The 22,113-nt window shown below is 37.9% G+C and carries 26 protein-coding genes; 25 read left to right on the top strand and 1 reads right to left on the bottom strand.

The genetic code is table 11. From position 1 onward, the window contains the following. Positions 1–16: 16 nt before the first annotated feature. From tatC to CZ487_RS17975, 24 genes are all read left to right on the top strand, one after another. Positions 17–775 (top strand): twin-arginine translocase subunit TatC, encoded by a 759-nt coding sequence (gene tatC / locus CZ487_RS18090; RefSeq protein ID WP_077213685.1) that lies wholly within the window; start codon positions 17–19, stop codon positions 773–775. 147 nt (positions 776–922) lie between these two features. Beyond that, positions 923–1,174 carry a DUF2535 family protein gene (locus CZ487_RS18085; protein WP_077215381.1) on the top strand — a complete coding sequence of 84 codons (252 nt, stop codon included), beginning with the start codon at positions 923–925 and terminating at the stop codon, positions 1,172–1,174. A 121-nt stretch (positions 1,175–1,295) separates the two neighbouring features. Then, on the top strand, positions 1,296–2,138 hold the full coding sequence (locus CZ487_RS18080) for a DegV family protein (protein WP_077213684.1): 843 nt from the start codon (positions 1,296–1,298) through the stop codon (positions 2,136–2,138). Positions 2,139–2,272: 134 nt separating this feature from the next. Then, entirely contained in the window at positions 2,273–2,848 is a 576-nt protein-coding gene (locus CZ487_RS18075; RefSeq protein WP_077213682.1) for an SCO family protein, read from the top strand. A 94-nt stretch (positions 2,849–2,942) separates the two neighbouring features. After that, positions 2,943–3,770, top strand: a complete 828-nt coding sequence (locus CZ487_RS18070; protein ID WP_077213681.1) for an SGNH/GDSL hydrolase family protein — start codon at positions 2,943–2,945, stop codon at positions 3,768–3,770. A 1-nt stretch (position 3,771) separates the two neighbouring features. Further along, positions 3,772–4,347: a YpmS family protein gene (locus CZ487_RS18065; protein WP_077213680.1), complete on the top strand. Its 576-nt coding sequence runs from the start codon at positions 3,772–3,774 to the stop codon at positions 4,345–4,347. 165 nt (positions 4,348–4,512) lie between these two features. Continuing rightward, entirely contained in the window at positions 4,513–5,004 is a 492-nt protein-coding gene (gene msrA / locus CZ487_RS18060) for a peptide-methionine (S)-S-oxide reductase MsrA (RefSeq protein WP_077215380.1), read from the top strand. Beyond that, on the top strand, positions 4,994–5,434 hold the full coding sequence (msrB, locus tag CZ487_RS18055) for a peptide-methionine (R)-S-oxide reductase MsrB (RefSeq protein ID WP_419865727.1): 441 nt from the start codon (positions 4,994–4,996) through the stop codon (positions 5,432–5,434). Before msrA ends, msrB begins: the two co-directional genes overlap by 11 nt. Before the next feature lie 185 nt (positions 5,435–5,619). Beyond that, positions 5,620–5,778 (top strand): YjcZ family sporulation protein, encoded by a 159-nt coding sequence (locus CZ487_RS27765; protein ID WP_077213679.1) that lies wholly within the window; start codon positions 5,620–5,622, stop codon positions 5,776–5,778. Between the two features lie 237 nt (positions 5,779–6,015). Then, complete coding sequence (locus CZ487_RS18045) at positions 6,016–7,482, top strand: NAD(P)/FAD-dependent oxidoreductase (protein ID WP_077213678.1); 1,467 nt, start codon at positions 6,016–6,018, stop codon at positions 7,480–7,482. 114 nt (positions 7,483–7,596) lie between these two features. Next, on the top strand, positions 7,597–8,574 hold the full coding sequence (locus CZ487_RS18040) for a S66 family peptidase (RefSeq protein WP_077213677.1): 978 nt from the start codon (positions 7,597–7,599) through the stop codon (positions 8,572–8,574). 187 nt (positions 8,575–8,761) lie between these two features. Then, positions 8,762–10,102 (top strand): aspartate aminotransferase family protein, encoded by a 1,341-nt coding sequence (locus CZ487_RS18035; RefSeq protein ID WP_077213676.1) that lies wholly within the window; start codon positions 8,762–8,764, stop codon positions 10,100–10,102. Between the two features lie 78 nt (positions 10,103–10,180). Then, positions 10,181–10,873 (top strand): CoA transferase subunit A, encoded by a 693-nt coding sequence (locus CZ487_RS18030; protein ID WP_077213675.1) that lies wholly within the window; start codon positions 10,181–10,183, stop codon positions 10,871–10,873. Beyond that, a complete protein-coding gene (locus CZ487_RS18025) occupies positions 10,858–11,520 on the top strand; it encodes a 3-oxoacid CoA-transferase subunit B (protein WP_077213674.1) in 663 nt (220 codons plus the stop codon). The genes CZ487_RS18030 and CZ487_RS18025 overlap by 16 nt, the downstream gene beginning before the upstream one ends. A gap of 12 nt (positions 11,521–11,532) precedes the next feature. Continuing rightward, the gene (locus CZ487_RS18020; protein WP_202617855.1) at positions 11,533–12,801 is read left to right on the top strand and encodes a peptidase; all 1,269 of its coding nucleotides are present in this window, start codon (positions 11,533–11,535) and stop codon (positions 12,799–12,801) included. A gap of 71 nt (positions 12,802–12,872) precedes the next feature. Next, a complete protein-coding gene (gene ablB, locus CZ487_RS18015; RefSeq protein ID WP_077213673.1) occupies positions 12,873–13,727 on the top strand; it encodes a putative beta-lysine N-acetyltransferase in 855 nt (284 codons plus the stop codon). An 82-nt stretch (positions 13,728–13,809) separates the two neighbouring features. Further along, positions 13,810–15,225, top strand: coding sequence for a sigma-54 interaction domain-containing protein (locus CZ487_RS18010; protein WP_077213671.1), 1,416 nt, complete (start codon positions 13,810–13,812; stop codon positions 15,223–15,225). Positions 15,226–15,335: 110 nt separating this feature from the next. Then, positions 15,336–16,748: a lysine 2,3-aminomutase gene (gene kamA, locus CZ487_RS18005; protein ID WP_077213670.1), complete on the top strand. Its 1,413-nt coding sequence runs from the start codon at positions 15,336–15,338 to the stop codon at positions 16,746–16,748. A 2-nt stretch (positions 16,749–16,750) separates the two neighbouring features. Then, positions 16,751–17,026 carry a YokU family protein gene (locus CZ487_RS18000; RefSeq protein WP_077213668.1) on the top strand — a complete coding sequence of 92 codons (276 nt, stop codon included), beginning with the start codon at positions 16,751–16,753 and terminating at the stop codon, positions 17,024–17,026. Positions 17,027–17,225: 199 nt separating this feature from the next. Further along, positions 17,226–17,594, top strand: a complete 369-nt coding sequence (locus CZ487_RS17995; RefSeq protein WP_077213667.1) for an ArsR/SmtB family transcription factor — start codon at positions 17,226–17,228, stop codon at positions 17,592–17,594. After that, on the top strand, positions 17,587–19,722 hold the full coding sequence (locus CZ487_RS17990) for a heavy metal translocating P-type ATPase (protein ID WP_084783330.1): 2,136 nt from the start codon (positions 17,587–17,589) through the stop codon (positions 19,720–19,722). The genes CZ487_RS17995 and CZ487_RS17990 overlap by 8 nt, the downstream gene beginning before the upstream one ends. A 127-nt stretch (positions 19,723–19,849) precedes the next feature. Then, on the top strand, positions 19,850–20,038 hold the full coding sequence (locus CZ487_RS27275; protein ID WP_077213666.1) for a hypothetical protein: 189 nt from the start codon (positions 19,850–19,852) through the stop codon (positions 20,036–20,038). Positions 20,039–20,160: 122 nt separating this feature from the next. Beyond that, positions 20,161–20,394: a YozE family protein gene (locus tag CZ487_RS17980; RefSeq protein ID WP_077213664.1), complete on the top strand. Its 234-nt coding sequence runs from the start codon at positions 20,161–20,163 to the stop codon at positions 20,392–20,394. 200 nt (positions 20,395–20,594) lie between these two features. Beyond that, the gene (locus tag CZ487_RS17975) at positions 20,595–21,302 is read left to right on the top strand and encodes a hypothetical protein (protein WP_077213663.1); all 708 of its coding nucleotides are present in this window, start codon (positions 20,595–20,597) and stop codon (positions 21,300–21,302) included. 5 nt (positions 21,303–21,307) lie between these two features. On the opposite strand, the gene CZ487_RS26770 is transcribed toward CZ487_RS17975, so the two are convergent. Continuing rightward, complete coding sequence (locus CZ487_RS26770) at positions 21,308–21,472, bottom strand: hypothetical protein (RefSeq protein WP_154676052.1); 165 nt, start codon at positions 21,470–21,472, stop codon at positions 21,308–21,310. A gap of 177 nt (positions 21,473–21,649) precedes the next feature. On the opposite strand from CZ487_RS26770, the gene CZ487_RS17970 reads away from it, so the two are divergent. Continuing rightward, a complete protein-coding gene (locus tag CZ487_RS17970; RefSeq protein ID WP_077213662.1) occupies positions 21,650–21,826 on the top strand; it encodes a YozD family protein in 177 nt (58 codons plus the stop codon). Positions 21,827–22,113: the final 287 nt, after the last annotated feature.

Genomic DNA, 22,113 nt, shown 5'->3' with positions numbered 1-22,113 from the left:
TTGGCAGGAGATTTATATGGAAGATAAAGAATTGAATTTAGTTGATCATTTGGAGGAATTACGGAAAAGGCTAATTGTATCGATAGCTGCTTTTCTAATTTTTTTCATTGTTGGTTTTATATATGTAGAGGATATTTATCGTTGGTTTGTACGAGATCTAGATGTGAAGCTAGTAGTATTAGGACCCAGTGATATTATTTGGATTTATTTTATGATTGCTTCCATTATTGCAATTGCTGGAACTATTCCAATCTTGGCACTTCAAGTATGGCTATTTGTAAAACCGGCTTTAAAGCCGATTGAACGAAGAATTTCTCTTTCCTATATACCTGCTTTGTTTATATTGTTTATCGTTGGGTTAGCATTTGGTTACTTTGTCATATTACCAATTATCTTAAACTTCTTAATTGAACTAAGCGGTGATATGGTAGTGACAAATTTCACCGCCGATAAGTATTTCAGATTTATCTTATATACAACATTGCCTTTTGGTGTATTATTCGAGCTTCCTGTTGTGGCGATGTTCTTAACATCACTAGGTGTTATTAATCCGTATGCATTGGTGAAAATACGTAAATATGCGTATTTTGTCCTAGTAGTTATTGCAGTCGTCATTTCTCCGCCCGACATTATGTCTGACGTGTTAGTGACGGTTCCATTGTTATTCCTATACGAAATCAGTATTAATATGTCCAAAATCGTCTATAAGCGTAAAATGAAAAAGGAAAAGGAATGGGAACTGGAATTTGCAGAAGATGTTGACAAAAGTGAATAAGAAAATAGATAAGCCATCAGTGACAAACTGATGGCTTTATTGCATCTTACTAGGAAAATAATTTAAAAAATGCATCATATTAAGACACATTTCGAGGGGGAATTAAGGTATAATATATTCAAACGGGTGAAAATGAGGATTGATATTTTGTTATTTAAAAGCCTAGAGTTCAAAAATGTTGTTGGACAGAAGGTAAAAATTATTGATATTCCTGTAATGGATAAGAAACATCGTTATTATTTTTTAATCCAATTCCGTTTACAAACACTTATGAATATCCTTTATAAGGATATTAAAGGAAGAAAATGCTGCTCGTTTAAAGATTATTTAAAACGAGTCGTAAAATGGCCCATATACGAGGAAATTTTTAAGGTGCCGGAACTTAAGAACAACGCTTAGTTTTGATGATAGTATCGGTTAGAGCCGATACTTTTTTCATTTGTACGTAAAGAATGAATGAAATCTCGAAATATACATGTATAATAAGACAAGGTAACCTCAGTTTTAGGATGTGAATGTATTGGCAAAAGTTAAGATTGTAACAGACTCAACAGCAGATTTAGTAGATGAAATGATTGAAAAATATGATATTGAAGTGGTACCTTTGTCCATTCATATCGATGGTCAAACTTATACAGATCGTGTTGACATTACTCCTCAAGAATTTTTAGTGAAAATGAAAAATGCTGAAGAGCTTCCGAAAAGCTCACAGCCTCCAGCAGGCGTTTTTGTGGAAAAATATGATGCCTTTCATGAGCAAGGGTACGAAGTCATCTCCATCCATATGACAGGAGGAATGAGTGGGACAGTACAATCTGCTGAAAGTGCAGCGAGCATGGCAAAAGGCAAAGTCACGGTAATTGATTCCCGCTTTTTATCGAAAGCGTTATCTTTTCAAGTAATTGAAGCAGCCAAAATGGCACAAGCTGGTAAGACTAGAGAAGAAATTGTCGAAACTCTTGATAAAATGCGTGAAAACACAAGATTATTTGTCTATGTCGATACGCTTGAAAATTTAATTAAAGGTGGACGAATTGGAAGAGGAAAAGGTTTAATCGGATCCCTTCTGAACATAAAGCCAATTGCTTCATTGGATGATGGAGTGTATACTCCTGTCACTAAAGTAAGGAGCCAAGCACAGGCAGCGAAATTTCTAGCAAAACAGTTTGCGGATGATGTGAAAGGCAAAACGATTAAGGGTGTGGGGATTGTTCATGCAGATGGGCTCGAGCTCGCACTCAAAGTGAAAAAGGCCATTTATGACATAACAGGATATGAGAATGTTGAAATACAATATACTACACCGATTATAAGCACTCATACTGGCGCTGGTGCATTGGGTTTTATGTACCATTTTGAATGAAATAACAACCTGAACGATGATGTTCAGGTTTTTTATTATCGTTCGTTCACATTCTTGTCAAACCTTTTTCTTTCTTCCTTCAAAAACATTTGCTAAAATGAGGTCGATACGAAATTAGATTGCAGGTGAAAAAAATGAGGGTGCGTTTGGGTTTGTTGAGTTTATTAATTCTCGTACTCCTAACAGGATGTGGACAAAGTGGGATTCCTGACGCTAAAAATTGGCAGATAGAAGATTTCACTTTCACGAATCATGAGGGAGAACCTTTTGGATTAAAGGATCTAAAAGGGAAGATTTGGATTGCTGATTTTATATTTACAAATTGTGATGATGTTTGTTTACCGATGACTTCTAACATGGTCAAATTGCAAATGTTGGCGAAAGAAGAAGGTATTGAGAATGTTGAATTTGTTTCCATATCAATTGACCCTAAAGTTGATACTCCAGAAACACTAAAGAAATTTGGGGAGCAGTTTAATGTGGATTTCAGTAACTTTCATTTCTTAACAGGTTACGATCAGGAATTTATTGAGCAGTTTGCTGTTGATAACTTTAAGACCTTTGTAAAAAAACCTGAAGGGCAGGATCAAGTTATTCATGGAACTGATTTTTTCCTAATAGACCAGGAGGGAAAAATTATGACTTTTTATACAGGACTTAATGATATTCCTTTTGATGAAATTATTAAAGACATGAAAGCTCTTCAGTAGTAATTGTAGGAGAATAGACCTTATCGATTAAGGTCTATTTTTATTGGGATTAATCCTTGTTATAATAATGTAAAATCAAAAGGAAGGTGAACGTGTGAAAAAATTATTCACCTCTCTTTTAATGGTGACCGTCCTGCTATGTTCATGTTCTAGTAAAACGGTTTTGAATGAAGATGTTCCGAAATATAGGGAGCCTGTAAATGTCTTAAAGGAAGAACTGCCAAAAGATTTCTCTCCTAAGGATTTTCATATTGTATCAATTGGAGATTCACTAACGTTTGGTGTTGGAGACAGTACGAATAGCGGCGGTTACCTGCCTTATTTAGAGGCAAGGCTTGAGAATGAGAAGGGTGTTCGTGATGCAAGATTATTGAACTTAGGAGTCCGCGGCCATCGTACATCACAACTACTTAACAAGCTTCAAGCAGAAGACGTACAAAAAGCCATTACTGCAGCTGATATTGTGATATTGACAACTGGTGGTAATGATATTATGAAAGTCGTAAAAGAAAATTTTTCTGACCTCCGTTTGAATGATTTCGTACACGAGCGTGTTCTATACGAAGAACAATTAGCCGGCATTATAGGAGCGATTAAAAAAGCAAATCCTGCAGCTGTAGTTTATTTAGTTGGTTTGTATAATCCGTTTTTTCAATATTTTGCTGATATTCGTGAACTGGATTTAATAATGGAAGACTGGAATGAAACGAGCAAGAAAGTACTAGCAAAATATCCAGAGGCATATTTTGTTGATGTCGCAGAGGTTTTTAGAAATAGTGACAGAAATCTTTTGCACAGTGATTATTTTCATCCTAATGATGATGGATACAAATTAATGGCTGAACAAATATATTTACAAATTCAAGAAAGATTGTTTAAAAAGACATCCTCTCAGAAAATAACAACTAAAAGGAGTAATTAGAATGGTCATAACATGGAAGAAGGCCTTTTTTCTCCTTTTAAGTTTTATCCTGATCATTCTTTTGTTAATCTTGGTATTAGTGCAGCAGCCTGTTGAGGAAGAGTTCCCGCCATCCACGACAGTGAACAGCGGTGAATTCGTACAGTTTCAGGTACAGTCTAATAAGAATGATTTAAATAAATTGATCAATCATTATATAGAGAAAGAGGCAAAGGGTCCAATTGATTACAGGGTAATACTTAAAGATGAAGTGGAGCTCTATGGTATAGTGAAGGTTTTTACACAGGATCTTGAAATGAAGCTAACGTTTGAACCTGAGGCGTTACTAAATGGAGACCTGGTATTAAATCAGAAGTCTATTTTCATCGGCAGATTAGAGCTGCCAGTCTCATATGTCCTAAAATTCATACGTGATCAGTATCAACTTCCAGAGTGGGTCGAGATCCAGCCTAATGAGAAGTTAATTTATCTCTCTGTAGATAAATTAAAACTGAAAAGTGATATAAAAGTAAAAATACGTGAGTTTGATTTAAGAAATGATGATATTAAATTTACATTGTTAGTACCAACCAAATAGCCAAGTAGGCCATTAGCGAAAAACGCTTGAAATATCTTATATTTGCAAACAAAGTTCTTTTTCGGGTAAGCTTATTTTACAAACTATAGTTTTTCGTTAAGAGGTGATTGTTTGGAACAAAAGGCATATGAGCTTGCAACCTTTGCTGGCGGGTGTTTTTGGTGTATGGTGAAACCTTTTGACCAACAGCCTGGCATTATTAAAGTAGTGTCGGGATATACTGGAGGGCATAAAGTAAATCCATCATATGAAGAAGTGTGTTCTGAAACAACAGGGCATTATGAAGCTGTTCAAATTACATTTGATCCCGAAGTTTTCTCATATGAGGCACTTCTTCAAGTGTATTGGCAGCAAATTGATCCTACCGATCCAGGGGGGCAGTTTTATGATCGCGGTCAATCGTATCAGACTGTGATTTTTTACCATAATGAAGAACAAAAAGCACTAGCTGAAAAATCAAAGCAAGAATTAGAGAATAGCGGACGCTTTTCGAAACAGATTGCGACGAAGATTCTTCCAGCAACACCTTTCTACAATGCGGAAGAGTATCATCAGGATTTTTATAAAAAGAACCCAGTGAGGTACAATGCATATAGCAGAGGATCGGGGAGAGAACAATTCAAAAAAGATCATTGGGGGGAAAATCATGATCAGTAAAGATAAAGAGGAACTTAAGAGGAAATTAACGCCCATTCAATATGAAGTAACACAAAATAACGGGACAGAACCTCCTTTCCATAATGAATATTGGAATGAGTTTTCAGAAGGAATTTATGTAGATATTGTAAGTGGTAAACCGTTGTTCAGTTCAAAAGACAAATTTGATGCGGGCTGCGGGTGGCCTAGTTTTACTAAGCCTATGATTGAAGAAGAAATTATTGAAAAAGAGGATACATCTCACTTCATGATACGTACAGAGGTACGAAGTAAATCAGCAGATTCTCATCTGGGGCATGTTTTCAACGATGGCCCCGGTCCGACAGGATTAAGATACTGTATTAATTCTGCAGCTACTCGTTTTATTCCGAAGGAAAAATTAGACGAAGAAGGATACGGAGAGTATAAGAAACTATTTGAGAATAAATAAGGAATGTTCAAAGCCGCAGCTTGCGGCTTTTTTGTTTAACTAGCTCTTTTTCCTAGGTATTAGCCCAAATTTTAGTTAAAGGCCTATTGTTTTCAAGAAAACTAGGCAAATACATATACAGGTCAAGTACCTAGTACATAGTCTAACAGTGTAAACACCGAATGAACAAAAGGAGTGACAACACTATGCATTACGGACATGGATATAATCATTGCGGATTTGACCCTTGTTACGGATATGGATACCCGACTCAAGGTTATGTAGGAGGATATCGCGGTGGATTTGTGTTAATTGTTGTATTGTTTATTTTATTGATTATCATTGGTGCAAGCTACTGTAAATAAAATAAGCTGATAGGAGCTAGAGGGATTACCTAAACAGGGTAATTCCTCTATTTGTCTTGTTTGAATATTTAAGTGTGAGAGTTTCTAATTTTCTATAATTTTATTATTAAACGAACAATTATTAGTTAACGTTAGTGATAGTTCGGTTTTTGATGTTGACCGTTCATAGTAAGTTTGTTATATTATTAAAGGGTTGAGAAAAGACGAAAAATATAAAGAACGTCTGGGGGAGAAACGATGAAAAACAATTATGATGTAATTGTTGTTGGTGCCGGACCAGCCGGTATATTTACTTGCTATGAACTTACATTGAAAATGCCAGATGCCAAGGTCTTATTGATTGATAAAGGCCATGATATTTATAAAAGAAATTGTCCAATATTAGAAAAAAAGATAGATAAGTGTCCGCCTGCAATCGGTAGAAAAGAGTTCGCAGGTTGTTTGCCTGCATGTTCAATAACAAACGGATTCGGCGGCGCCGGTGCATATTCAGACGGGAAATTTAATATTACAAGTGAGTTTGGCGGCTGGATGACAGATTATCTTCCAGATTCACAAGTTGTCGATTTAATTAAGTATGTCGACGAAATTAACTTAAGTCATGGTGCAACAAAAAGTATCACTGACCCACTAACAGATAAAGTGAAGGATATTGAACGCCGTGGATATGCCGCAGGCCTTAAGCTGTTACGCGCTCAAGTAAGACATCTAGGAACAGAACAAAATTTGGAAATTATGAAGAGTATTTATGAATACCTACAGAGTAAGATTGACATGGCTTTTAAAACAGAAGTAAGTGATTTAGTCACTGAAAAAGCGAATGAAGGTCATAAAGTTACAGGTTTACAATTAAAGACAGGTGAAACCTTGGCCGCAGACAAGGTCGTAATAGCGCCAGGCCGTGATGGTTCTGTTTGGCTTGCTAAGCTTCTTAAAGCGCGCCGTTTACATATGCTCAATAATCAAGTGGATATTGGTGTCCGCGTTGAAACCTCAGATATTGTCATGGAAGAAATTAATGAAAATCTGTACGAAGGCAAGTTTACATTTAATACTTCTGTTGGAACAAAAGTACGTACTTTCTGCAGCAATCCTTCAGGTCATGTTGTTGTCGAAAATCATTCCGGCATTATGCTTGCTAACGGTCATGCATATAAAGACCCTAAACTTGGAAGCAATAACACAAACTTTGCTTTATTAGTTTCGCATACATTCTCGGAGCCATTTGATAAGCCGAATGAATATGCACATGAAATTTCCAGGTTAGCAAATAGTTTGTCAAATGGCGGTCTGATCGTGCAAAAATATGGGGATATTTTAAAAGGAAGACGTTCAACTGAAAAACGTATTAAAGAAGGTTTTCTTGAGCCAACTCTAAAAGAAGCGGTTCCAGGGGATCTTGGGCTTGTACTTCCTTACAATACATTAAAGAGCTTGGTGGAAATGACCGAGGCATTGAATCATGTTTCGCCTGGCATCGCATCTGAGCATACATTATTTTACGGTGTAGAAGCGAAATTTTACTCCGCACGCCCAAAATTAAATGACCGATTTGAAACAGAAATTAGTGGTTTATATGTGGGCGGAGATGGAGCCGGAATTACAAGAGGACTTGCCCAAGCTAGTGCCTGTGGGGTATGGATTGCAAGAGATATCATTGAAAAATCTAAGGTTTCAAATCCAAAACAAACCGCAACAGTTTAATAACCAGCCTGCCTTTCAATCTGGGCAGGCTTTTCTTATTTTCGCTTATCTGCTAAGATAATGGTGTTTTAAAGGCATGTTTTCAAATTCTGCTCTACCGAAAGAGGCGATATAATGTTAGCTGAGAGATTAAGCCCAGGTGGTGAAATACGGGTGATTGCTCCATCTACCAGTCTGGCCCTTGTAAAGGGCAAGCAAATTGAACTGGCTGAAAGCCGGTTGAGGGATTTAGGTTTCCACATAACCTATGGTAAAAATGTTGAGAATCATGATGAATTTTTTAGTACATCGATCGAAGAAAGAATAGAAGATCTTCATGATGCGTTTCGTTCCCCAAGTGTAAAAGGGATATTAACTGCGTCAGGCGGCTATAATGCCAACCAATTATTGAAATATATAGATTACGAATGTATCCAAAATAATCCTAAGGTCTTTTGCGGATTTGGCGACATAACAGCTTTAAACTTGGCAATTTATCATAAGACTGGGTTAATAAATTATTCAGGACCGCATTTTTCTACGTTAGGAATAAAACATGAATTTCAATATACACTGAATTCTTTTTTGAACGCAGTGACGAACGATGCTCCGTTTGAAATTTCTCCTTCCTCTCATTGGAGTGATGACCCATGGCATTTAGAGGAAGAAGACCGAACTTTTATAGAACAAGATGGCTATTTTGTCATTCAAGAGGGAGAGGCAGAAGGGAAGCTAGTCGGGGGGAATTTAAGTACATTGAATTTGCTTCAAGGTACAGCTTTCATGCCTTCCTTAAAAAACGCTATTTTATTTATTGAAGATGATGAAGAATCACATCCTTTGATGTTTGAACGTGATTTACAGTCCCTTTTACATTTACCGGATGCAAATAAACTTAAAGCAATCTTAATCGGTCGTTTTCAAAAGGGATCGAACGTAACAGATGCTGCTTTAAAGAAAATCATACAATCAAAAAGGGAATTGAAAGACATTCCAATCATCGGGAATGTTAATTTTGGCCACACTACCCCTCTTGCGACCATTCCGATTGGTGCTAAGGCGGCAGTCTCAGCTAGCGAGAACGATACAGAAATTTTTATTGAGCAAATTTAATTTACATATGGAGAAAGGAACTAGCGGTGGATTTCGGTACCTGCTAGTTCTTTTTGCGTTCTGCTTTTCATAGTCTTTAAGTTTTGTCCGCTTATTCTTTAAGAAAGATTTTGATATGTATTTCATACAATCTAATAGTTTGATAAATCTAAAATGGGAACGCTTTCATTCAGAATGGAGTGAGGACGTGGATCAATCGTTCTTAATTAAACCGGTTCTTGATGCACAGTATCCAATGATTGAGTACGGAAAGGGTATTTATCTATTTGATAAAAAAGGTAAAAAATATTTAGATGCCGCCTCAGGCGCAGTGACAGCCAATATTGGCCACGGAGTAGATGAAATGATACATGCAATGAATGAGCAGGCGAAAAAAGTTTCATTTGTATATCGATCTCATTTTACAAGCGAGCCCGCTGAAAATCTTGCAAAAAAAATTGCAGAAAGCACCCCTGGAGATCTGAATTGGTGTTTTTTTGTCAATAGTGGTTCAGAAGCAACGGAAACGACTATGAAAATAGCGATTCAGTATTGGCAAGAAAAAGGAGTCTACTCAAAAACAAAAGTACTATCGCGCTGGGTTAGTTACCATGGTATTACACTAGGAGCTCTATCGATGTCTGGACATTCAGGAAGAAGAGCCCGTTTTGTACCGCTTCTTGAGGATTTTCCCGTTATACATCCGCCATATTGCTACCGATGTCCATATAAAAAAAGTGCTCCCGACTGTGAATATCTTTGCGCACAAGAATTAGATACCGCGATTAGGAGAATAGGAGCTGATCAAGTCGCAGCATTTATTGCAGAACCTGTTGTAGGCGCTGCGGGTGGAGCTATTACTCCTCCCAAAGATTATTATAAGGTCATTAAAGAAATATGTGAGAAACACCAAATTCTCTTTATCGCAGATGAAGTTATGACAGGCATCGGCCGAACGGGATCGATGCTTGCGATTGAACAGTGGGGGGTAGAGCCTGACCTAGTTGCATTAGGGAAAGGATTGGGAGCTGGTTATGCACCGATTGCTGCTGCCGTGGTCAGTGAAAGGGTAATGGAACCGATTTTAAAAGGCTCCAAGCTGGTAATGAGCGGGCATACACTTAGTGCAAATCCACAGGTATGTGCAGTATCGCTGGCTGTTTTTGAATACTTGGAAAAAAATCATCTTATTCAAGAAGTTGAATCTAAATATAAATACCTAATTAAACAATTATTTGAATTACAGAAGTCTTTGCCGTTTATAGGCGATATTCGTGGAAAAGGACTGCTGCTGGGAATAGAGTTTGTGAAAAGTTCTGTTAACAAACTTCCTTTCCCGCGAAGTTTTCAAGTCAGCCAAAAAGCAGTTGAAATTGCTCAAAAAAATGGTCTTCTGCTTTATCCGGCTGGTGCAGGAATTGATGGGATAAATGGTGATGCTATTCTTATTGCCCCTCCTTTAACCATCACAACTAGTGAAATAGACGAACTCGTAAGCCTGCTTGCCAAATCATTAAAACAATTGGAGGCCGAAGTATTGTCCAAATAAAGTAATACTTCTTCCAGGAGAGAGATAGTCATCATGAACTTCCAAAAAGAGATTTGATGTGTGGAAAGGAAGAGGAGAATGGAAAATCCATTCAAGAAAGTCACCAGTTTGAACAGGGTTCTAGATTTTTTTCATAATGGATCGATTATTATGTTTGGAGGCTTCGGAGGTGTAGGATCTCCACCAACCATCATTGAAGGCATTTTACAAAAAGGGATACGCGAACTCACACTTATTGGGAATGATACTGGGTTTCCACAAATAGGAATCGGAAAGATTGTCAATCAAGGAAGGGCAAAGAAAGTCATTGCTTCCCATATTGGTTCAAACCCTATCGCGGGTCAGTTAATGAATGAAGGTAAACTTGAGGTAGAGTTTTCACCGCAAGGTACATTAGTTGAGAGGATACGTGCAGGCGGGGTGGGACTTGGTGCCATCTTAACCGATGTCGGGATGGATAATGAAATAGTAAGGGCAAATAAACAAACCGTCATGCTGGATGGGAAGGAATATCTTGTTGAGAAAGCCTTGACGGCCGAGATTTCGATTGTGTTTGCCAAAAAAGCAGATGCTTACGGGAATTTAATATATGACAAGAGCGCAAGGAATACGAATCCTCTCGTGGCAATGGCCGGTAATATTACAATTGCTGAAGTGGAGGAAATAGTACCAATAGGAGGGATGGATCCTGACTCTATCATGACGCCCGGTGTGTTTGTAGATTATATCATCCCTTCACAAGGAGTGAACTGGAAATGGGCATGGGAATAGATCACCGTCATCGTATGGCAAAACGTGCTGCAGCGGAGATCAAAGAAGGAATGGTGGTTAATTTAGGCATAGGTATTCCGTCTTTTGTACCCGAGTATTTACCACAGCATCTTAAGGTAATGTTTCATGCAGAGAATGGCATTGTCGGTATGGGTCCTGCTCCTGAGAATGGGAGGGAAGATGAAAATTTATGCAATGCAGGAGGGCTGCCTGTAACGGTTATTGAGGGAGCATCCTATTGTGATAGCGCTATTGCATTTGGGATGATCCGTCGAGGCAGGGTCGATTTAACCATTCTCGGGTCATTACAGGTTAGTGAAAAAGGCGATCTGGCTAACTGGATCGTACCAGGAAAAAAAGTCCCAGGGATGGGAGGGGCGATGGAGTTAGCCCAAAAAGCAGCAAAGGTGATTGTCTTAATGACACATGTAGATAAAAATGGACATTCTAAAATAGTAAAATCATGTACACTTCCATTAACTTCTAAATCCTGTGTTGATTTAATCATTACCGACATGGCTGTATTCTCAATAAATCAACGTGGATTAGAGTTAGTGGAAATATTTTCTCCATATTCCGTTGAGGAAGTTAAGAGCAAGACAGATTGTGGATTTTTAATAAGTCCTGATATGACGATCATTTATTAAGGAGGGACTAAATTGCAGGAAGAATTATTGAGAGTAAAAAAGTGGATTCAAGATAATCAAGGAAAAGGGACCCGTTTTCTGCAAAAGCTTGTTCAAGAGGGGAGTACAAGGGGGAAAGAAAGTGGAGCACAGGCCATTGTGATTGAGAAGTGTCGAGAACTCGGGCTAGATGTTGATATATGGGAAATTGGAGAAGATGCATTACTAAATCACGATAGTTATTGTTCGGATCGAAAGGATTATACTGGAAACCCCAATTTAGTTGCTGTTTTGCCTGGAAAGGGAGGAGGCAAGTCATTAATATTAAATGGCCATATAGATGTTGTACCGGAAGGTAATGTGGATGATTGGGAACATGATCCTTTTAGCGGAATTGTAAAAGATGGAAAATTATTCGGAAGAGGATCTACTGATATGAAAGGTGGCTCTGTCGCCTTACTATTAGCGATGGAAGCTATTATATCTTCTGGAATCTCACTTAAAGGAGATGTTATTTTTCAAAGTGTAATAGAAGAAGAGAGTGGTGGATCTGGAACGCTCGCCTCGGTTCTAAGAGGCTATAAAGCTGACGGGGCTATTATCCCTGAACCAACTAATCTGAAGGTGTTTCCAAAGCAGCAAGGGTCAATGTGGTTCCGAATTACAGTCAAGGGCAGGTCTGCACATGGCGGTACCAGGTATGAAGGAGTAAATGCCATTGAAAAGGGAATGGCAGTTATTAAAAGCTTGCAAGAATTAGAGAAGGTTAGAAATCTTTCAATCAATGATCCGCTATATGAAAAAATTCCGATTCCGATCCCAATCAATATCGGAAAAATCCAAAGCGGACAATGGCCGTCATCGGTTCCAGATCTTTGTGTCATCGAAGGACGTATTGGGGTAGCTCCAAGCGAATCATTAAGAGAGGCTGAGATTCAATTAGAAAAATGTTTGGAAAAACTGACTGAAAGCGACCCGTGGTTCCAACATCATCCCCTTGAAATAGAGTGGTTTGGAGGTAGATGGCTTCCGGGAAACTTAGACGTTGATCATCCTTTAATGCAAACTCTTGCAGAAAGCTTTGTAAGTGTAAAAGGGGAGCCTCCTGTCATTGAAGCCTCCCCATGGGGAACAGACGGAGGAATATTATCAAAAATAGGTAATACTCCTGTCGTAGTATTTGGTCCGGGAACAACAGCAGTGGCGCATGATGTTAATGAATACATTGTATTAGAAGATGTTTTCATTTCAGCTGAAATTATTGCAGGTGTTATACTGAAATGGTGTGAAATTGAAAAGTGAAAGATGAGGGTAAAGCCTGACTGCTTGATGGTCAGGCTAAACATCTTTAATACTCTATAGAGGTGAGAAAGATGACTGTATTAGCTTATACAAAAGAATTTTTAGATCGGCATTGTACAATGAATGTTTGTATTGATCCTTTTAATAAAAGAGTTCGTATTGATGACATTAGGGGCGACCTAATGAAGGGGCTGGAAAAGGCAGAGGAGATAGCGAAGGAGTTAAAGCTTGAAAAGCTAATCGTGAAAGGAAGGAAAGAACAGTTTATGCTTCTGCTTGAAAGAGGCTTTCAAGCAGAAGCTGCTATTGACAAGTATTTTCTAGGTTCAGATTGTTACTTTTTTTGCAAATATTTTTCTATAGAAAGATCCAACAACGAGCAGTTATTAAAAGAAAATGAAATTCTAAAGAATGTTCAACAATTGGAAAGAATAGGGTTAACTAATGATCATCCCAAGCAATATGAGCTGAAGCTTATTGAAAAAGACGATGCGGAAAAGTTAGCGGTGCTGTACCAGCAGGTTTTCAAAATCTACCCGACACCCTTACATGACCCAGAGTATATAAAAAAAACAATTGAAGAAGGAACCATTTATTATGCTTTCCAGGTAGGAAATGAAATCGTAAGTGCTGCTTCAGCCGAGGTTAATACATTCTATAAAAATGCAGAGATGACGGATTGTGCTACATTGCCACAACATCGAAAACACGGGCTTATGAAGATTCTTTTAGAGAAACTAGAAGATAGACTAGTGGAAGATGGGGTTTATTGTTCTTACTCTATAGCAAGGGCGCTGTCTTTTGGTATGAATTCTGCCTTGCATGGTCTTGGCTATCAATACAGGGGCAGGCTGACGAACAATGTGTTTATCTATGATAAGCTCGAAAATATGAATGTCTGGGTAAAGGACCTTTCCCGGTCTTAATAATGCGAAATAATATGCCGAATTCTCGCCATTATGGCTCATTTTTCGGCATCATTTCCAAATATAAGTGCAGGTGGAAAAGATGATCCATGAGCGAGTTATTTCGAAGGAAGTATTAAAGGCTATACTTTCTAGAATTGATGAGGCGATTCATGTTGTCGACCTAGACGGAACAACCATTTATTACAATGAAGTCGCGGCAAGGCATGATGGATTAACCGTAGATGAAGTGGTAGGCAAGCCTGTTCTTCGTGTTTTTCCATCTTTAAATGAAGATAGCAGTACATTATTGAAAGTACTTCAAACTAAAAAAGCAATTTACAATGTAGCTCAAAGTTATACAAATGTCCACGGGAAGAAAATAGAGACGATGAATACGACTCTGCCGATATTTGTGTCGGGGCAGCTGGTAGGCGCTATGGAAATCGCCAAAGATTATTCTAGTATGAAGCGCTTGTCAGAACAGCTTGTTGATCTTCAAGGTAAACTCCTTTCGAAAAAAAAATCCTCAAAGCATACTAGTGCGGTAAGCTATAGCTTGGATGATGTACTGACCAAAAATGCGGAGCTTATGAATTTAAAAAAAGAAGCTGTAAAGCTTGCAACCTCTCACTCTCCGATTCTTGTTTTTGGAGAAAGCGGAACCGGAAAGGAGCTTTTTGTTCAAGGGATCCACTATGCTTCCAATCGTTCACAATCCCCCTTTATTGCTCAGAACTGTGCAGCCATACCAGAAACACTTCTGGAAAGCATTCTATTTGGTACAACGAAAGGCAGTTATACCGGGGCAGTAGATCGGCCTGGTTTGTTTGAGCTTGCTCACGGCGGGACTCTTTTCTTAGATGAACTTCATGCAATGCCTGTCGACCTGCAGGCAAAGCTTCTGCGAGTGTTAGAAGATGGAATCATTAGAAGGGTTGGGGGAACCAAGGATTTATTAGTGGATGTAAGGGTTATTACTGCGATGAATGTGCATCCAAAGCTGGCTTTGCAAAACAAAACGCTTAGAGAGGATTTATTTTATCGGCTAAATGTATTAACGTTTGAACTGATACCTCTTAGACGACGAAAAGAAGATATTCTATATTTGACTGATGTGTTTATTAAATCATTTAATGAAAAGTTAAATAAGCAAGTGAAGGGTGCAGAAGAGAAGGTTAAGTCGTTGTTTCTCTCCTACTCTTGGCCTGGTAATGTCAGGGAGCTAAAGCATGCAGTGGAATATATGATGAATGTGTGTGAAGGCGATAGGCTAACCTATGATGATCTCCCATTATTATTAAAAGAAGTGGCACCTGTGCAAGAGAAGGAAATGGGAAAATCTTCAATCTGCCAGACTTCCTTAAGAGAAAAAGTAGAAAAATATGAAGAAACACTCATAGCGGAAGCACTTTTAGAAACAAGCGGTAATATTAAAAAAGCAGCTAGACTATTAGGAATTCCCCGGCAAACACTTCAATACAAGATGCAGAAATATCATCTCACCAATGCCGAATAATCGGCTTTTTTTTGTGCGTAAACAAGCACTTTCCCCATTTATTCGTTTTTTGTAAGTTGGCATGAAACTTGCAAGTAATTAGTAAAGCATTTATGTGGGGGGAATCAATTATGAAGCAATCTTTATATAAACCTAAAAGACACTGGACAGAAATTGAACTTTGGAAAGATGTCACAGAAGAACAATGGAATGATTGGCTATGGCAATTAACAAATACGATTCGTACGCTGGATGATCTGAAAAAAGTGATCAACCTTACTCCTGAAGAGGAAGAAGGCGTACGAATTTCAACGAAAACAATTCCTTTAAATATAACTCCTTATTATGCATCACTAATGAATCCAGATGATCCTCGCTGTCCAATTAGAATGCAATCGGTACCGATATCAAAAGAGATTTATAAAACAAAGTATGACTTAGAGGATCCGTTACATGAGGATGAGGATTCACCGGTCCCAGGGCTCACCCATCGCTACCCTGACCGTGTTCTCTTCCTCGTAACGAATCAATGTTCCATGTATTGCCGCTACTGTACGAGAAGGAGGTTCTCAGGTCAAATCGGCATGGGAGTACCTAAAAAGCAGTTAGATGATGCGATTAATTATATTCGGAACACACCAGAAGTAAGAGATGTCCTTCTTTCTGGAGGAGATGGGCTGTTAATTAATGATAAAATTCTCGAGTATATTTTAAAGAATTTACGTGAAATCGATCATGTAGAAATTATCCGAATTGGCACTCGGGCACCGGTCGTTTTTCCGCAAAGAATCACAGAGAACCTTTGTAATATTTTAAAGAAATATCATCCAATTTGGCTGAACACACATTTTAATACTTCCATCGAAATTACAGAGGATTCAAAAAGGGCTTGTGAGATGCTCGCAAATGCCGGTGTACCGGTTGGAAATCAGGCGGTCATCCTTGCCGGAATAAATGACAGCGTCCCGATCATGAAAAAGCTTATGCATGATTTAGTGAAAATAAGAGTACGTCCTTACTATATTTATCAATGTGATTTATCAGAAGGGATTGGCCACTTTCGAGCACCTGTTTCAAAAGGACTGGAAATTATTGAAGGCTTAAGAGGACATACGTCTGGATATGCAGTCCCTACCTTTGTAGTCGATGCTCCTGGAGGCGGAGGGAAAATTGCGCTTCAGCCGAATTATTTAATTTCACAAAGCGCAGATAAAGTGGTGTTAAGGAATTTTGAAGGGGTGATCACTTCTTATCCAGAGCCTGAGAACTATGTACCTGGCAGAGCGGAGGATTACTTTAAAGCTGTCTATCCTGATTATGAAAAAAATAAATCAAATATCGGAATTGCCGGAATAATGAATGAGAACCAATTCAATCTTGTCCCGGAAAAATTGCAACGCTTGGACAGAAGGCATCAATATGCCCAAGACCCGAAACACTCATCTTTAAAAGATAAACGTGAAAAACGTGATCAGTTAAAGAATAAAAAATTTGAGGCACAACAGAAGAACCATGTCCAAGAAGATACTGGAGAGGGGAAATGAGCATGTGTTGTGAATGGTGTTCATCTGAGAATATCACAAAGGAAGCAATTTCAGTCTTCTGGGAGCTTCCTGATGGCACAAAAGCAATCGAAATTAAAGAAACTCCATGCATATCCTGTAAGGAATGCGGAATGAATTACCAAGAAGAAGAAATCATCGAGCAAATTGAAGACCAACTCTTTTTAATTGATTCAAAAGTTCTGGAAAATTCGTTAACTTTTAAGGAGCTTTTGGAGAAACCGCGGTTGTTAAAAAGAAATTATTTTAAGTTTGATTAAAATCGTATATATCTTTAATGTGTGGTTCATCTAAAACGATGAGCCACATTTCTTTTTACCATAGTATCCCTGTCGGAGATAGTAACTCTCGGAACACTTAAGCCATAAATATTAAAACATTCAAATGAATATTTGACCATTTGTCAGTAACTACATATACTAATAATCAAATAGGTATTTGAATGAAGAGGTGAGTTACTTGAAACATGATGATGTATGTGAAGTTACCTGTGTGGATGAAGAAAAAGTAAAAAGGGTAAAAGAATCGATTACTCAACAGGATACCGTTGCTGTTGCAAAAATATTTAAAGCGTTATCTGATGACACTAGAATTAAGATTGCTTATTCGCTGGTTGAAGAAGGTGAGCTGTGTGTATGTGATGTAGCTAATATTGTAGGTTCTACAACAGCCACTGCTTCACACCATTTACGCTTACTGCGAAATTTGGGTTTAGCGAAGTACCGTAAAGAAGGCAAATTAGTCTTTTATTCACTAGACGATGATCATGTCAAACAATTAATCCAAATTGCACTTACACACCAAAAGGAGGCGAAAATCCATGAGTGAGACTCTAGAAAAAATGAGTGAAAAAAACGTTTACCGAGTACAAGGATTCTCCTGAGCTGGCTGTGCGACAAAGTTCGAAAAGAACGTAAAACACCTGGATGGTGTTTCTGATGCCAATGTAAATTTCGGTGCTTCAAAACTAACAGTCTATGGAGATACAACAATTGAAGAGCTTGAGAAAGCAGGTGCTTTTGAAAATTTAAAAATCATACCTGAAAAGCAGAAATTTGAAGAGAAAAAAGAGCCATTCTTGAAAAAGCACTCAACGGTAATTGTCTCACTTGTTTTCTTGCTTATTGGATGGATTTCAGGACAAATGAATGGTGAAGAAGATTTCTCTTCGATTTTAGGCTATGGTGCATCTATGATAATTGGTGGATATCGCCTGTTTATCACGGGGCTAAAGAATCTGGTCCGTCTCCAGTTTGATATGAGAACCTTAATGACCATTGCGGTCATTGGTGCAGCGTTTATTGGGGAATGGGGTGAAGGAGCCACAGTTGTGATACTATTTGCGATTAGTGAAGCTCTCGAAACGTACTCCATGGATAAAGCACGCCAGTCCATTCGATCATTAATGGATATAGCTCCAAAAGAAGCCTTAGTACGAAGAGGAGAGAAAGAGCTGTCGGTCGATGTGGATGATATCCAGGTTGGCGACATTATGATTGTAAAACCTGGGCAAAAAATAGCAATGGATGGAATCGTAGTAAAAGGCTTATCATCCGTCAATCAAGCAGCCATTACAGGTGAATCTGTCCCTGTTTCAAAAACAATCGATGATGAAGTCTTTGCAGGAACCCTAAATGAAGAGGGGCTCCTTGAGGTTAAGGTTACGAAACATGTAGATGATACAACTATTGCTAAAATTATTCACTTAGTAGAAGAAGCACAAGCAGAACGTGCACCGTCACAAGCATTTGTCGATAAATTTGCAAAATACTATACCCCGCTTATTATGCTTATAGCTCTTGGTGTAGCGGTTGTTCCTCCCCTGTTCTTTGGAGCTGATTGGGATACATGGATTTATCAGGGGTTAGCAGCTCTTGTAGTTGGGTGCCCTTGTGCACTAGTTATTTCGACTCCTGTGGCGATTGTAACAGCAATTGGTAATGCTGCAAAAAATGGTGTGCTGATCAAGGGAGGCATTCATTTAGAAGAAATGGGGGCTATAAAAGCCATTGCTTTTGATAAAACTGGGACATTGACGAAGGGGATACCCGCGGTAACAGATTATCTTACTCAACCCAATACGGATACAAATGAACTCTTAACGACTATTGCTGCATTGGAAAATGGATCGCAGCATCCATTGGCTTCTGCTATTATGAAAAAAGCGGAAGAAGGAAACTTACCTTTTCAAGATCTTACAATAGAAGACTTTTCATCAATTACAGGTAAAGGAATTAGAGGTATTGTTAAAGAAAAGATGTATTATGTCGGAAGTCCGAACTTGTTTGAAGAATTATTAACAGAAGGGATTCCTTCTAATGTGAAAGCGGAAATTTCTAAGCTTCAAGATCAAGGAAAGACTGTGATGGTGGCCGGTACTTCCAATGAAATCATGGGTCTAATTGCGGTCGCTGACGTCTTAAGGGAAAACAGTAAAGCAGTCATCGAAAAACTCCACTCCCTCGGGATTCAAAAAACAATTATGTTAACGGGAGATAACACAGGGACAGCGAATGCAATTGGAGGACAGATAGGAGTTTCAGACATTAAAGCTGAACTGCTTCCACAGGATAAGTTATCTTTTATTAAGGAACTAAGAAATAAATATGATCGTGTGGCAATGGTCGGTGATGGGGTAAATGATGCTCCTGCATTAGCTGCATCTTCTGTCGGAATTGCCATGGGAGGAGCTGGAACGGATACAGCTCTTGAAACAGCGGATATCGCATTAATGGCTGATGATGTTGGCAAACTGCCATTTACAGTAAAGCTAAGCAGGAAAGCCTTAACCATTATTAAGCAAAACATTACATTCTCGTTAGGAATTAAACTTGTGGCACTATTACTAGTCATTCCTGGCTGGCTTACATTGTGGATTGCCATTTTCGCAGATATGGGTGCAACTCTTATTGTCACATTAAATGGGTTACGGCTTCTCAGAATTAAGGACAAATAGGATAAAGGTTAATCAGAAGGTAATATGCAAAATGTCACAGTTTGTTCACTCAATATTCACAAAATTCCCTCTGGGAATCGCTATAATAGGGCATAGGGTACTATTTTCCAACAATGGGGGGAAAGTTGTGGAAATTGCATTATTAATCATGCTATCAGCAGCTTTATTTGTATTATTTTTCTGTGGGTATTATGTAGGGATTATCAAAGAAAAATTAGGTAAAAACTGGCTATTAGCTGTCCCTATCACCGTATCCATTTTAATGTTTAATGTCGTCTTAGCTGTGTATGAGCTTACAAAAGCAAGATGGGGCTAGAAAAAACAATCTGATCGTCAGATCAGATTGTTTTTTTGCAAAACTAACTGGAAAAATAGTTTAGGTGGACATGATGTCATATTTTTCGTTATAGTATTAGTTATAAATAGGGGGCGAAAAATATGGCAAAATCATTTTTTCATTTTTTGATGTCATTTCGACATCCCAAGCCCGTAAATACGATCAATCAGTTTGCCAACGATGCATATCTTGACCATAGCTTTCCAAAAAACAGCAAGGATTATGAAGAATTAAGTTCTTATTTGGAGCTAAATGGCTTTTATCTTAGTAGTATGACTGTATTCGATGAAGCTTGGGAAATATATAAGTCTAATGAAAAGAAGATATACAGATAACATAATATAAATTATAAACGCAGGTACCTCAAATTTTAGAGGTATTTTTTTTGTCAAATTTACTTTTCATCCAAACCCTAAAGCCTTTGCCAGTTTTAGAGTTCATAAGCGGAAGGTTTAAAAAAGTTACGAAATGAAGTTTTACTGCATATAATATCGTAATCAAAACTCACGACTCATCACCCGAGAGGAGGAAGGGCATGGAGAAAAGGAAAAAACCAAAGTTTAAGATAGGTGATACGGTCGTGATCACAATGTATGGGACGGTTGGGAAGGTAACAAATGTAAAGTGGTTAGACGGGATGTACGTCTATGAAATAAATAAAAGCGAGGGCCTTTATATGGAATCGAGTATTCAGTTATTATCTGAATTTGATGGCCATGTGATGGAAAAGGAACATATAGATATTGAATACCGCTACTTAATTGGCGATCTTGTTCAGGTCAAAGGTTATGGAGCTGATTTATTCAAAGTTGTCGGTTTTAGAACAGAGATTTGGAGGTACAAGGAAGACGCTTGGGAAGATGTAATTTATGAATTATCGCGAGTTAGTGATGGAGAGTGGCTTGAAGCCGGAGAAGAAGAACTGCTCCTCATAGCTGATGCAGAAAGTGCCGATACATTTATTCAGAAGCTGGGGCTTCTATATTTAATGAACCAGAAAAAGAAGCCGCTTGAACTTCAGGAACCAGCTGCCCCTTTTCGGATGGCAGAGAAGGAAGTACTAAATGAGAAAAAGGAACGAAAAGAATTAATTGATGGACTTCTAGATTTATATAATGATTACGCCTTACTGTATGAAATGTTTAAAGATGAAGAGTATGGTCACATCATGAAAGTGATTATATTAAAACTGAGAGCCCTTGTTAACAATGATGAAAAAAGAGATGGAAAACGACATGTTTAACTGCCTCAAATAAAGGTTATCAGCATATAAAGAATTAGAGGAATCCCTAATAACAATACTAACTTAAATAAATTAGAAGTAAGTTTTTCAAAAAGATGCAGAATATAGCTGTCCTCTGTATTTATATCTTCAATCATTGCTTCTACTTTTTTTGTAATGGTTATCATCATCTTTGCCTCCAATGCATCATCTTTTGAAATCCGTTAAACTATACTTAATTTCTATGCATGTACAAGAGATAGATGACTACTTTCTAATTTTTAAAGTGAAAATGTCAATCATTTTTCGATGATATAGCATGAAAAGGAAACTTCCATCATACATTTCTGAATAAAGGGGGCGATGCTGTGAGGGAAATTGAAGTATTTATTGATACGGATGAAATAGCAGAGTTTTTCTTTCAGGAGCTGCTAAGAAGAGGGTACGTGCCATCTGAAGGTGAAGTAGAGGAACTTGCTGATATTACTTTTGAATATTTAATAGAAAAATGTATTATCGATGAAGAAATAGATGATAAAGGATGACGGGTATTTGCTCGTCATTTTTTAATGTTTTTAAAAAAATATCTACATACATAATGAACAGCTGAAACCTTTTACTTTTCTTTGCGTATAAATTTATAGGAAGGGAAAGGAGGAGGTTTTGGTGTTAAAGAAGATCTTAAAGCTTTTAATTAAGAAATCCAAGTACCATAAATATAGTTCAAGCTCATCGTGGAAACGAAACTATAAAAGGCATCGCCATTACGGCCATCATCATTATAAGCGAAAAGGGAAAAGTAGTTTTTTCTCTAGTTTTTACAGCAGTTAAC

This window comes from Robertmurraya dakarensis (genome assembly GCF_900156875.1).
Classification (GTDB): domain Bacteria; phylum Bacillota; class Bacilli; order Bacillales; family Cytobacillaceae; genus Robertmurraya; species Robertmurraya dakarensis.
Note: the sequence above shows the minus strand (reverse complement) of the source record. Positions and strands in the feature narration are given on the sequence as shown.